Annotated in this window: 11 protein-coding genes; 4 read left to right on the forward strand and 7 right to left on the reverse strand. The window is 75.6% G+C overall.

What is annotated here, in order from left to right:
- Positions 1-48 precede the first annotated feature (48 nt).
- Positions 49-423: a VOC family protein gene (locus BJ981_RS27730; RefSeq protein WP_239139419.1), complete on the reverse strand. Its 375-nt coding sequence runs from the start codon at positions 421-423 to the stop codon at positions 49-51.
- 95 nt (positions 424-518) lie between these two features.
- The gene (locus BJ981_RS27735; protein WP_184615251.1) at positions 519-1,142 is read right to left on the reverse strand and encodes a TetR/AcrR family transcriptional regulator; all 624 of its coding nucleotides are present in this window, start codon (positions 1,140-1,142) and stop codon (positions 519-521) included.
- A gap of 112 nt (positions 1,143-1,254) precedes the next feature.
- On the opposite strand from BJ981_RS27735, the gene BJ981_RS27740 reads away from it, so the two are divergent.
- Positions 1,255-2,190 carry a DMT family transporter gene (locus BJ981_RS27740; protein WP_184615253.1) on the forward strand — a complete coding sequence of 312 codons (936 nt, stop codon included), beginning with the start codon at positions 1,255-1,257 and terminating at the stop codon, positions 2,188-2,190.
- An 82-nt stretch (positions 2,191-2,272) separates the two neighbouring features.
- On the opposite strand, the gene BJ981_RS27745 is transcribed toward BJ981_RS27740, so the two are convergent.
- Genes BJ981_RS27745 through BJ981_RS27760 form a run of 4 tightly spaced genes read right to left on the reverse strand, consistent with a single transcriptional unit; the run spans position 2,273 to position 6,914 of the window.
- The gene (locus BJ981_RS27745; protein ID WP_184615255.1) at positions 2,273-4,285 is read right to left on the reverse strand and encodes a translocation/assembly module TamB domain-containing protein; all 2,013 of its coding nucleotides are present in this window, start codon (positions 4,283-4,285) and stop codon (positions 2,273-2,275) included.
- Between the two features lie 58 nt (positions 4,286-4,343).
- Entirely contained in the window at positions 4,344-4,955 is a 612-nt protein-coding gene (locus tag BJ981_RS27750) for a class I SAM-dependent methyltransferase (protein WP_184615257.1), read from the reverse strand.
- A complete protein-coding gene (locus BJ981_RS27755; protein WP_204070413.1) occupies positions 4,952-5,611 on the reverse strand; it encodes a TIGR04282 family arsenosugar biosynthesis glycosyltransferase in 660 nt (219 codons plus the stop codon). The genes BJ981_RS27750 and BJ981_RS27755 overlap by 4 nt, the downstream gene beginning before the upstream one ends.
- Positions 5,595-6,914 (reverse strand): glycosyltransferase 87 family protein, encoded by a 1,320-nt coding sequence (locus BJ981_RS27760; RefSeq protein ID WP_184615259.1) that lies wholly within the window; start codon positions 6,912-6,914, stop codon positions 5,595-5,597. Before BJ981_RS27760 ends, BJ981_RS27755 begins: the two co-directional genes overlap by 17 nt.
- A gap of 130 nt (positions 6,915-7,044) precedes the next feature.
- On the opposite strand from BJ981_RS27760, the gene BJ981_RS27765 reads away from it, so the two are divergent.
- The gene (locus BJ981_RS27765) at positions 7,045-8,025 is read left to right on the forward strand and encodes an NAD-dependent epimerase/dehydratase family protein (protein WP_184615261.1); all 981 of its coding nucleotides are present in this window, start codon (positions 7,045-7,047) and stop codon (positions 8,023-8,025) included.
- Positions 8,022-8,684: a glycosyltransferase family 2 protein gene (locus BJ981_RS27770; protein ID WP_184615263.1), complete on the forward strand. Its 663-nt coding sequence runs from the start codon at positions 8,022-8,024 to the stop codon at positions 8,682-8,684. The genes BJ981_RS27765 and BJ981_RS27770 overlap by 4 nt, the downstream gene beginning before the upstream one ends.
- Positions 8,685-8,725: 41 nt before the next feature.
- On the opposite strand, the gene BJ981_RS27775 is transcribed toward BJ981_RS27770, so the two are convergent.
- Positions 8,726-11,017 (reverse strand): ATP-binding protein, encoded by a 2,292-nt coding sequence (locus BJ981_RS27775; protein ID WP_184615265.1) that lies wholly within the window; start codon positions 11,015-11,017, stop codon positions 8,726-8,728.
- 349 nt (positions 11,018-11,366) lie between these two features.
- On the opposite strand from BJ981_RS27775, the gene BJ981_RS27780 reads away from it, so the two are divergent.
- The gene (locus tag BJ981_RS27780) at positions 11,367-11,903 is read left to right on the forward strand and encodes a hypothetical protein (RefSeq protein ID WP_184615266.1); all 537 of its coding nucleotides are present in this window, start codon (positions 11,367-11,369) and stop codon (positions 11,901-11,903) included.
- Positions 11,904-11,965: the final 62 nt, after the last annotated feature.

Genomic DNA, 11,965 nt, shown 5'->3' on the forward strand with positions numbered 1-11,965 from the left:
CCTGGATGTTCCGGGCCCGCGTTCGGGCGTCTCCGGGCGACGTCCCGGTCAGACCCACAGGCAGAACGGGTGGCCGGCCGGGTCGAGGCAGACGCGCACGTCGTCCTGCGGCTGGTGCCCGGCGAGCGTCGCCCCGGCCGCCAGGGCGTGGGCCGTGGCGGCGTCCAGGTCGTCCACCTGGATCTCCAGGTGCATCATCATCTGCTGGTCGCCGGGACCCGCGGGCCAGACCGGCCTGACATATCCCTCCTCGGTCTGGAACGACAGGCTCGGCCCGCCGCCGGGCGGTCTCAGCTGCACCCAGTCCGGCTCCGACTCGGTGACCGTCCAGCCGAGGAGCCGTCGGTAGAAGCCGGCCAGCTCACGCGCGTCCGGCGCGCCGATGTTGGTCCCTGACACCGTGAGCCTCGGCTGTTCCGCCACGTCGCCTCCCGCACCTCGAAACCCGCACCCGTACGCCCCGGACGCTACCCCCGGCGTCCCGCCGTACGCGGCCGCCGGCATGCCGCGAGGCCGGGTCAGGTGGTCGTCAGGCGGCGGGCCAGCCACGCCAGCGAGGTGACGAGGCGTTCCTTGGTCAGGCCGGCGGTGTGGCGCTGGAAGCGGTACAGGTCGGGGGCGAGGGGGGCCAGGGCGGTGTCGGCGGCCGCGTCGGGATCGGGGACGCCGGCCTCGGCCAGCAGCGCGCGCACGTGGGCCCGCCAGAAGCCGTACGCTCCCGCGGCGAACCTCGCCTGTCCCACCTCGGCGCCGAGCGCCAGGTGGAGGTGGTCCTCCAGCAGGTCCGCCGACGCGGCGTAGAAGGCGGCGAGGCGGTCGGCGGGGGAGGCGCCGGGGCCGAGGGGCGGCTCGCCGCGCAGGATGTGCTCCTGCAGGCGGCGCTCGTGCTCGTCCAGCAGGGCGACGGCGATCGAGGCCGGGTCGGGGTAACGGCGGTACAGCGTCGCCCGCCCGACCCCGGCGGCGCGCGCGATGTCCTCCATCGTCACCTGCCGGGCGTCCGTCGTGGCGAAGAGCCGCTCCGCCGCGGCGAGCACCCGCGCCCGGTTGCGCGCCGCGTCGGACCGCTCCCGCGGGGCCTCGGGCGTGGAGGTGATGGTGTCGAGGGGGCTGGTGTCGCCCGCCGGGAGCCGCTCGGTCATGGGTCCATCGTAGGGGCCGCCCCGCTAAGTGGACGACTCGTCCGGTTCTGACGTATCGTTCAACCGGACACGATGTCCACTTACATTCCCCCTTCGGCGTTGGGACCCCCTCATGCATGCCCTCCTTCTCGCGGCGGCGCTGCTGATCGGCTGCCTGCTGGCCGTGCAGACGTCGGTGAACCTGCAGCTCAACAAGGCCGTCGGCACGCCGTACGGCGCCTCGTCTGTCCAGCTGGGCGTGGCCGCGCTGCTCCTCGCCGTGCTGGCCGTGACCACGGGCGCGATCGGCGCGGTCCGCCTCGTGCCGGACGTGCCGCTGTGGCACCTGCTCGGCGGGCTCGCCAGCCCGCTCTACATCACCAGCGGGATCCTGCTGTTCCCCCGCCTCGGGGCCCTTGCCTCGGTGGGACTGTTCGTCACCGGCCAGGTGTTCGCCTCGCTCGGGCTCGACCTGTTCGGCCTGTTCGGCCTGCCGCGCAAACCCCTGGGCGTCGGCGTCGCGCTCGGCGCGCTCGCCGTCCTGGCCGGCATCGTCGTCGTCATCCGCGGCCAGCGCGCCACCCCCGCCGCCGTCAGACCGTCAGGCAGGACGGGACGGGTGGGGTGGATCCTGCTCGGCCTGGTCGCGGGGGGTGTGCTGCCCGTGCAGGGCGCGGTGAACGCCCGGCTGCGCGCGGACCTGCACGCGCCGCTCGCCGTCGCCGTGATCAGCTTCGCCGTCGCGGCCGTGACCATCGTCGTGGTGCTGCTGACCCTGCTCGCCCTCGGCCGCACGCCCCGGCCCCGGCTGCGCCCGCTCGGCGGCATGCCGTGGTGGGGCTGGCTCGGCGGGGCCTGCGCCGCCGCGTACGTGACCGCGACGTTCACGCTCATCCCCGAGATCGGCGCCGCCGCCACCGTGGCCCTGACCGTGACCGGCCAGCAGGCGGCGTCGGCCCTCATCGACGGCGCCGGACTGTTCCGCCTGCCCCGGCGCCCCCTCACGCCCGCCCGGCTCACCGGCCTGGCCCTGCTCGTCGCCGGATCGGCGCTCGTGCAGCTGGCCTGAAACGGCGGTCAGCCGGAGCGGGGCCTATCGCCACGGCGAGGTCGTCCCGTGGGAGGCCCCGTGCCGGGAACGGGGCCGGAGGTCAACCGCGGCCGATGACGCGGGCGACGCCGCGGGCGATGGTGGTGGCGAGGATCCAGCCGGCCGCGACGAGGCAGTAGGAGAACCACTGGGCGCCGCCCGTGGGGTTGTAGGCGTTCTGCTGGCCGAGGTCGACGAACGGCAGGAGCAGGTCGAGGGTGTACATGACGGGGTTGAAGTCGGGGGCCTCGCCCTTCTTCAGCGGGGCGGGGTGCGCGGCTCCGTACACGACGGCGCCCGCCGCCACCAGCACGGCCAGCCACAGCGCGGCGCGTCCCGGCTTGTACCCGAAGCCGACCGTGACCTCCTGCAACCCGCTCCACAGCCGGCCGAGCACGGTCTTGCCGGCGCGCTGCGCCCGCTCCTTGGCGAACATGACCGCCCGCGCGTCGGCCAGGTGGCCGTTTCCGGTGTAGTGCGCGGCGAGCTGCTCGTAGGGCTGCGGCTGGTACCCGCGGCCGTCGCGCCGCAGCCAGCCGAGCCGGCTCTCGGCCGGAAGCCGGGGCTCCAGCGCCTCGTAGGTCAGGCCGTTGACGTGCAGCGCCCGCGCCCACCGCTCGGGGTCGTCGCGCAGCAGGCCGATCCGCGCGTGGTCCAGGACGATCCGGCCGTGCGTCTCACGGGACAGCAGCGCCAGCTCGGCCGCCTGCAGCCCCGTGGCGTCCAGCGCGGTCCCGTCCGGCGTGGACAGCACGGCCTCCCGTAAGTCGAGGTCGTGGCCGATGCGGCTGTGCTCGAACCGGACCTCGCCCCGCGCGGTCATCCGCTCGCAGAGCACCCGCCCGGCGGCCTCGTTGCGCACGAAGCGCAGCGCCGCCCCGTCCGGGGCCTCCAGCCGCGCGCCGGCGAAGATGACCGGGCCGCCGAAGCGGCAGTCGCGGATGTACACGCCGCCTTCGGCGTGGACGTCGTCGAAGGCCGCCAGCCCTTCCACCGCCGCGCCCTCCATGCGCAGCGGTCCGCCGTCCTTGGCCGCGGGAAGGCGGGCGCGGCGCAGGGTGAGGCCGCCGTTCAGCGCCGCGTGCCGCATGCTGAGGTGCCCGCCGGACAGCGTGGCGTCGTCGCCGATCACGCCGCCCTCGACGACGGCGTGGTCCAGGGTCAGCGCCGCGCCGTTGTCGTTGCCGAGCGTCGCCCCCTTGAAGGAGAGGTTCGCGCCGAGGCGCGCGCCGATGAGGCGCACCTCGCCGGACGCCGTGAACGGCGCCACGCACCACGTGCCTCCCGTCACCGCCATGCCGCCCGCCGACAGCGCGCAGCCGGTGGGGTTGATCAGCCGCGCGCCCACGAGTTGCAGGCTCGCCCCGATCCGGGCGTGCCGGAGCCGCAGCTCGCCCTCGGTGCGCAGCCGCTCGGCGTGGAGCTGCCCGTCGACGACGCTCGCCTCGGCGTCGACGGCCATCGTCCCCGCCCCGGTCACCCGCGCGTCCGCCAGGCCGAGCGATCCGGAGACGCGCAGGCCGCGCAGCATGAGCGTGCCCCGCGCGGTCAGCCCGGTGGCGGTGAACTGGCCGTCCACGGCCAGCCCTTCGGCCGCCAGGGCGACCCCGCCGGCGTCCGCGCCGAGGACGGCGTCGCGCAGGTAGATCTCTCCGGTCACCTTCGCCCGCTCCAGCCGCACGCCCTTCGCGACCGTGCTGCCGAACAGGTTGAGCAGGCCCTCCAGGCGCAGCCGGGCGCCGTTCAGCGAGGTCAGCCTGCTGTGCACGATCCGCACCGTCCGGGTGGCCGCCTCGACCAGGCGGACCTCCTCCTCCAGGCGGCAGTGCTCCAGGATGAGCGGGTACTCGGTGACCGCGCCCATCAGGTCCAGGCGGCCGGTGACCCGCGCCCCGCGCAGCCGGATCGCCGGCGCGTACCCGTCTCCGGCCGGAACCGCGCCGAGCAGCAGCCCTCGGACGACCGCGGCCCGCACCACCCGGTCCCTCGCCTGCCGCAGGTCCAGCCATTCGCCCCGGGTGAAGGCCCCCGTGAGCCTCTTCTCCACCGGAGTAAGGCTTTCGAAGATTGTCACGACTCCATCATCGATCACCCATGGGCGTCTCCTCCTCCTCTGTCTGCCGGACGGCGCATCAGCGCATGCGCGCGAACCAGCGGCCGTGCGAACTCCAGCAGTCCGACTCCGGGAAGCCGCCGGCGCGGGCCAGCCGGGAGACGTCGCTCGCCGAGACGGTCGCCCACGAGAACCAGGGGCCGGTGAGCTCGCCGCGCCGCAGCCGCACCAGGTCGACGCGGCTCGCGACCTCCGGCGGCTCGACGTCGGCCAGGACGACGCCGCCCGGGCGGACCAACTGCCGCACGCGGCGCAGCAGCGCGCCGGGATCGCCGCCGATGCCGATGTTGCCGTCGGCGAGCAGGGCGGTGGCCCACCGGCCGGCGCCGGGAAGGTCGCCGAACACGTCCCGGACCAGGGCGCGCCCGCCGAGCATGCGGGTCAGCGCGACCGCGTGCGGGGTGACGTCGATGCCGAGCGCGCGGACGCCGCGCCGGGCGAGCGCCGCGGTCAGGCGGCCGGGACCGGAACCGATGTCCAGGGTGGGGCTCGCGCAGCGCGACAGGAGCGCCTCGTCGCCGTCGCCGAGGTGGAACCAGTTCCCGGCGGGCAGCGGGCGGCGGGCGCCGTCGGCGTGCTCCACCTCGGCGGGTGCGCCGGCGAGGGCGTCGGCGTAGAGTTCCCCGATCACCGGGTGAGCTCCCGCAGCGTGGCGGCGAAGCGGGTGCGGGGCGCCAGGGCCGCGACCGCGGCGGCGTCGGCCGCGGTGTCGACGTCGGCAAGCTCGGGCAGGTGGTGGACGGCCAGCCGGGCCCGCGCGAGCCGTTCGAGCTGGTGCTCGCCGGTCTCCGGGCGCGACATGGGCACGCCCAGCAGCAGGGCCGGGTCCGGCCTTCGCAGGCCGAGCAGCCAGAAGCCCCCGTCGGCCGCCGGGCCGTACACCGCGTCGTGACGGCCGAGCGCCTCGCACGCCTCGGCCAGCAACTCCGCGGTGACCTGCGGAGTGTCCATGCCGATGAGCACGACGGGGTCGGGGCGGAGACGGTGGGCGTCGGTGAACGCCGCGGCCAGGCGTTCGTCGAGGCCGTCGCCGCGTTGCGGGATGACCACGTGCCCGCCGGGCAGCCACAGGCCGGGCAGCCCGTCCAGGGCCAGGACGCGCTGGGTGGCGGGGGCGGCGGAGACGGCGCGCAGGCTGTCGGCGAGCGCGGCCTCGGCCAGCGCCGCGGCCTGGGCCGGGCTGAAGGGCGGCGTGAGCCGGGTCTTGACCCGGCCCGGCACGGGCTCCTTGGCGAGGGTCACGATCTGCGCCACGGGTTCGGCGGTACGGCTACGCAGTGTGCTCATTCCTTACGAGACGAAGACGGGGACGGCGCGCGCGGCGCGCGGCCTGGACGGACGGCATGGTGAGCACGGCCACCGCGGCCGCGCCGTAGAACGCCGTCGCCAGGCCGCCGTCACCCGCCGGGCCCGCGACGTAGGCGACCGCGCCGGCCAGGGCCACGCCCAGCCACTCCCACCGGCCCGCCATGGCGGCCAGCGCCACCACCGCCAGCGCGTACCACGAGTAGCCGGGCGTGAACAGCAGGAGCAGCGAACCCGTGACCAGCAGCGCGCCGTCCCACGGCCGGTCGGGGTCACCGGAACGCAGGACTTGGACGACGGCCGCGCCGAGCAGGAGGAGCGCCGCGTACGGCGCCCACGCGTCCGGCAGCAGCAGCCGCAGGATCAGGTAGCGGTTGCCGCCCCCGGCGTCCCCGTAGCGTTCCTCCTGGAGGTAGCCCGGCAGGTAGCCGGCGACGGAACCGTGCGAGACCAGCGCGTACGGCAGGTAGGCCAAGGCCACGACCGCCGCGGCCGGCAGAGCGATCGTCAGGACGCGCCGCCACGCCACCCCCGTGCGCAGGACTCCGGACAGCGCGCCGGGCAGCGCCGCCGCGGGCAGCAGCTTGGCCGCCACCGCCGCGCCGAGCAGCGCCCCCCGGCCGCGCCGGACGGAGAAGGCGAGCACCACCAGGACCACGCCCAGCATGTCGACGTGCGCGTTGTTCACCGCCTCGACGGGCACCGCGGGGCACCACGCCCAGCAGGCCGCCGCGCGCGGGTCGCGCCTCCACAACAGCAGCAGCACCGCCACGGCCATCACCCACCCGCCGGCCTGGAGGGCCTTGTGCCGGGCTCCGTCCGGGGACAGCCAGTGGACCAGCAGGAAGTACCCCTCGGCCACCGGCGGGTAGATCGTCGGCACCGTGGGGCGGTTGATCCGGGTGCAGCCGCCGTCCGGCAGCGGCCACAGGTCGCGGCCCGCGCAGCCGGGCGGGAACAGCCAGGCGTCGCGCAGGGAAGCCAGTGCCGGATCCGCGGGCGCGTGGTCGTAGGGCGAGCCGCCCGCCGCCTGCACCCGCCCGTCCCAGGCGTACCGGAACGCGTCGGTGCTGCTGCTCGGCGGCGCCGTCAGGCCGGTCGCGGTCAGCGCGACGCCGCCCGCGACGACGAGGACGCCGAGCCGCCGCGCCGGAACGCGCCGGGCGAGCCACAACGCCAGGGCGAACAGCGCCCAGGCGGCCAGGTACCAGCCCAGGCGCGGCGGCCCCGCCACCGTCGCCGTCAGGACGGCGGCCAGCGCCACAAGGATCATGCCGACTCGCATGCCCGGCAGCCTGACACGCCCGCACCGGCGCGCGGCCCCCGCGCGGCCTGACGTTCGCGCTCCGTAAGAACCCTTACGAGGTGCGAACATCGCTACGGCGCGGCCGGGCGGCGGGGCTAACGTCGGCGGCGTGAAAGTGGTGGTCACCGGCTCGGCCGGTTTCATCGGCGGTCATGTCGCCGGCGCGTTGCGCGCCGCCGGGCACGAGGTGGCCGGCCTGGACCTGCGGGAGGGCGCCGACGTGCGCGACGACGCGGTCCTGGACCGGCTGCTGCCCGGCGCGGATCTCGTGGTGCACCACGCGGCCAAGGTCGGCCTCGGCGTGGACGTCTCCGACCTGCCGGACTACGCCTCGGTCAACGTGTACGGCACCGCCGTCCTGCTCGCCGCCATGGCGCGGCACGCGACGGGACGGCTGGTGCTGGCGTCCTCGATGGTCGTCTACGGCGAGGGCTCCTACACCTGCCCCGAGCACGGCGGCGTGCGGCCCGGCCCGCGTGCGGTCCCCGACCTGGAGCGGGGCCGGTTCGACCCGCCGTGCCCGCGGTGCGGCGCGCCGGCGGGCCCGGCGGTGATCGCCGAGGACGCGCCGCCCGACCCCCGCAACGCCTACGCCACCAGCAAGCTCGCCCAGGAGCACCTGGCGGCCAACTGGGCGAGGGAGACCGGCGGCGCCGCCGTGGCGCTCCGCTACCACAACGTCTACGGGCCGCGCATGCCGCGCGACACCCCTTACGCGGGCGTGGCCGCGATCTTCCGGTCCGAGCTGGAGGCGGGCCGGGCGCCGAAGGTCTTCGAGGACGGCCGGCAGCTCCGCGACTTCGTCCACGTGCGCGACGTCGCCCGCGCCAACCTGATCGCGGCCCGCGCGCCCGCGCCACCGGGGGAGCTGGTCACCTACAACATCGCGAGCGGCGTCCCGCACACCGTGGGGGAGATGGCCCGCGCGCTGGCCGCCGGGCGGGACGGGCCCATGCCGGTGGTCACCGGCGCCTACCGGGTGGGCGACGTGCGCCACATCGTCGCCTCCCCGGAGAAGGCCGCGACCGGGCTGGGCTTCCGCGCCGAGATCGGCTTCGCGGCCGGGATGGCGGAGTTCGCCCGGTCATGACCGTCGACGTCATCCTGCCCTGCCTCGACGAGGAGGCGGCGCTCGGCTGGGTGCTGGAGCGGATGCCCCGTGGCTACCGCCCCATCGTGGCCGACAACGGCTCCACCGACCGCTCGGCCGGCATCGCCCGCGGCCTCGGCGCCGAGGTGGTCCACGAGCCGCGGCGCGGGTTCGGCGCCGCCTGCCACGCCGGGCTGCTGGCCGCGACGGCCGACGTCGTCTGCTTCATGGACGCCGACGCCTCCCTCGACCCCCGCCTGCTCCCTGCCGTGGCCGCCCCCGTCCTGGAAGGCCGCGCCGACCTCGTCCTGGGCGCCCGCCGGCCCCGTACGGCGGGCGCCTGGCCGTGGCACGCGCGGCTCGGCAACGCCGTCCTCGCCCGCGGCCTGCGCCGTCGCACCGGAGCCGCGCTCCACGACCTCGGGCCCATGCGGGCCGCGCGGCGCGCCGCCCTGCTGGAGCTGGGCCTGGCCGACCGGCGCTTCGGCTACCCGCTGGAGATGGTGCTGCGCGCCGCCGCGGCCGGCTGGCGGATCGCCGAGGTGGAGGTCGAGTACCTGCCGAGGAAGGGCAGGTCCAAGGTGACCGGCACGGTTCGCGGCACGCTGCGCGCGCTGTCCGACATGCGGAAGGTCCTCGCCGGCCACGGACCGCGGTGAGCCCGCGGCCGCGCGGACGCCTTCACCTGGAGCGCCGCCCGCTACACCCGTTCCAGGTCCAGTGAGCTGATCAGCTCCGCCAGGTCTGCGGCGCGGCCCGTGTCCATGGTCCGGGTGAGGACGGCGGGGGCGAGGCCGTCGCGCAGGGCGTTGAGGGTTCTGGCGTACTCGACGCCGTCGTCGTGGGTGAACGCCTCGCCGGTGGTCTCGCGCAGGCATTCGGCCTGGCCGAGCAGCCGGGCGGCCAGGTTCAGGTCGCCCACCTCGCTGTGCGAGCGGGCCAGCCCTTCGAGGGAACGGGCGACCCCGGCCAGGTCGCCCACCCGGTGCCGCAGCAGCAGCGCGCGCCGGTGCACCGGCAGCGCCAGGGCGTGCCGGCCGCGCAGGTCGAGGACCCGGGCCACGGTCTCCAGCGCGCGGCCCTCGCCGCGCTGGTCGCCGAGGCGGCGGAACAGCGCCGCGCTGCGCTCGGCCAGCTCGCCCGCACGCGCCAGGTCCGAGGTCAGCCGCAGGGCCAGCGCGAGGTTGTTGAGCAGCAGTGCCACGTTCCATTCGTCGCCGATGGCCTGGAACCGCGCCAGGCCGTCCTGGTAGAAGTGCGCCGCCGCCTCGTGGTCGCCCTCGTCCAGCCAGAGGTTGCCGAGGTTGTTGATGACGCTGGCCACGCCCGCCTTGTCGGAGGCCGCCTCGAACAGCGGCATCGCGGAGCGGTAGAACGCCTCGGCGGCCTTCAGGTCGCCCTGGTCGCGGGCCAGGTTGCCCGCGCCCTTGCGGGCCTGCGCGCCGACCGAGGGCGGCGTCGGCCCGGGCAGGGTGAGCGCCCGGTCCAGCCACCGCCGTCCCTCGATGAGCAGGCCCCGCATCTCCCAGTACCGCCACAGCGCGCCCGCGAGGCGTTGCGCGCTCTCGGCGTCGCTCGCGGCGACCGCGTGACGCAGCGCCTGGCGGGCGTTCTCGTACTCGCGGTCCAGATTCTCCATCCACGCCCGCTGGCCCGCGCCGGTCAGCTCGTGCGCGGCCGTCTCGGCGAAGCCGCACATCCAGCGCAGATGCGCGTCCGCGGTCGCCAGGTCCCCGCCGGAGGTGGCGGGGCCGTTCGCGGGCGGGAGCGCGGCGGCGTACTCGCGGACGGTGTGCGGCAAGGTGTAGCGGGGGCCGCCCGGGTGGTCGGCCCGCCACACCAGGTTGTTCTCGATGAGGGTGGCGAGCGTGTCCAGCCCGGCGCCGCAGACCCGCTCCATCGCCTCCAGCGACCACCCGCCCGCGAAGACGGTCAGCCTGCGCAGCAGGCGCTGGGCGTCCTCGTCGAGCAGCTCGTAGCTCCAGTCCAGCGTGGCGTTCAGGCTGCGGTGCCGCGGGGTGGCGTCGCGCGGCCCCGCCGCCAGCACGCCCGGCGCGTCGCCGAGCCGTTCGTGCAGCGCCTCCGCGGACAGGACGTTCATGCGGGCGGCGGCCAACTCCAGCGCCAAGGGCAGGCCGTCCAGCCGCGCGCAGATGCCGGTCACGACGGCCGCGTTGCCCTCGTGCACCTCCCATCCGGCGTGGACGGCCCGCGCCCGCTGGGTGAACAGGGTGACGGCCGGGTTGGCGCGGACGACCTCCAGGGACGCGCCCGGCGGGGGCGGCGGCAGCGGCCCGACGACGAACTCGTCCTCGCCGTACACCCGCAGGGGACGCCTGCTGGTGACCAGGAACTTCACGGCCGGGCACCGGGTGAGCAGCGTGGACAGGGCGTGCGCGCTGTCGACCAGGTGCTCGAAGTTGTCCAGCACGAGCAGCGGCCCGCGGCCCTCCAGGGCGGTGGCCAGCGACTCGGCGGGCGGGCGCGTGCCGCTGTCGCGGACGTCCAGGGCGCGGGCGAGCGTGTGCATCATCGTCTGCTCGTCGCGCACCTCGGAGAAGTCGGCGAGGTAGGCGCCGTCGGGCAGGTCGGGGGCCAGTTCGTGCACGATGGCCAGGGCCGTGCGGGTCTTGCCGACGCCGCCGAGGCCGGTGAGGGTGAGCAGGCGGCTCGGCCCGCGCAGCCGCTCGCACCCGGCCCGCACCTCGCGCTCGCGGCCGACGAGAGGCGTCAGCGGCACGGGCAGCCGCGCGCCGCCGACCGCGGGCGGCCTCCTGCGGCCGCTCGTGAACTCCTCGCGGACCGGGCCGGTGAGGTCCAGGGCGTCGGCGAGGAGGCGGGCGGTGTCCTTGCGGGCGGAGCGGTTGATTCCCCGTTCCAGGTCGCTCACCGCCCTGGCGCTGATCCCGGCTTTGTTCGCCAGCTCCTCCTGCGTCAGGCCGGCCGAACGGCGGAGCCGTTTGAGCAGGTGGGCGAAAGATTCGCCGGACAAAGGAATCCCCCTCCATCGCACCCGACCGTAACGATAAGCCCGGCGCCGTCCCCGCGCCATCATTCACACGAAAAGACATGTGGGTGAACCTGTGGGTGACTCACATGGCCGCTGGTGGGGAAGCGCGATAGGTTCTGCGCCAGAGCGGTGATCGCCGGGGGAGGAACCGGTGGGCGCCGCGTCGGGCGGGCACGGGAGAACACGGTCGGGCCATGCCGATCGGTATCGGAAAAGAAGGCGCGGAAAACACGTGGAAATCGAAACGTCGCACGTGGATCCGCATTTCCGGGACCGCCGGCCGCATTCGCCCGCTCATCGCACACCGATTGGGAAGGCACCGATGGAGAAGATGGGAATCGCTCGCGCGAGGCGGGCGTTTGGAACGGTCCTCGGCTCGCTGGCGCTGGCCGCGGGGTCCCTGGCCGCGACGGGCGCCCAGCCCGCGCACGCGTCGTCGGCGACCGTCGTCGGCTGTGGCTCGCTGTACGGATCGGGGTCCTACAGCGACCCGCTGCGCCTCGGCACCGTGCGCGGCACCCTGATCGTCACCGGCTGCGCGCCGCTGACCTCCGGCACCCCCTACAACCACCGCTACTTCATCTTCGCCATGGGCACCCCCGGCTCCAACGCCGTCGCCGGCGCCCGGTTCCGCCTGACGAGCTCCCAGAACGCGGCGGTGCACCCGCGCCTGGCCTCCGGCGCCTGGACCGTGCGCACCTCCAGCAGCCACGGCTTCTGGACCGGCGACTCGCCCAACTTCACCGGCCGGTGGCTGCCGCTGCGCGGCCTGTCCGCCGGCACCTACCGCCTCGGGGTGGAGAAGCTGCGCAGCCCTCTGAGCTCCTACTCCACGCCGCGTTTCGACATCGTCATCAGCATGGGCTGACGCCTCGGCCGGGAGGGCCGTCCTGTGCCTGCCGTGCGGCAGGAGGGGGGGAGGCACAGGAC

It is taken from the genome of Sphaerisporangium krabiense (genome assembly GCF_014200435.1).
GTDB classification, from domain to species: Bacteria; Actinomycetota; Actinomycetes; order Streptosporangiales; family Streptosporangiaceae; genus Sphaerisporangium; species Sphaerisporangium krabiense.

What these genes read in the sequence shown, in the direction of transcription:
- BJ981_RS27770 (WP_184615263.1), top strand. Translation starts at nt 8,022, where the DNA reads ATGACCGTCGACGTCATCCTGCCCTGCCTCGACGAGGAGGCGGCGCTC.
- BJ981_RS27740 (WP_184615253.1), top strand. Translation starts at nt 1,255, where the DNA reads ATGCATGCCCTCCTTCTCGCGGCGGCGCTGCTGATCGGCTGCCTGCTG.
- BJ981_RS27755 (WP_204070413.1), bottom strand. Translation starts at nt 5,611, where the DNA reads ATGAGCACACTGCGTAGCCGTACCGCCGAACCCGTGGCGCAGATCGTG.
- BJ981_RS27760 (WP_184615259.1), bottom strand. Translation starts at nt 6,914, where the DNA reads ATGCGAGTCGGCATGATCCTTGTGGCGCTGGCCGCCGTCCTGACGGCG.
- BJ981_RS27735 (WP_184615251.1), bottom strand. Translation starts at nt 1,142, where the DNA reads ATGACCGAGCGGCTCCCGGCGGGCGACACCAGCCCCCTCGACACCATC.
- BJ981_RS27780 (WP_184615266.1), top strand. Translation starts at nt 11,367, where the DNA reads ATGGGAATCGCTCGCGCGAGGCGGGCGTTTGGAACGGTCCTCGGCTCG.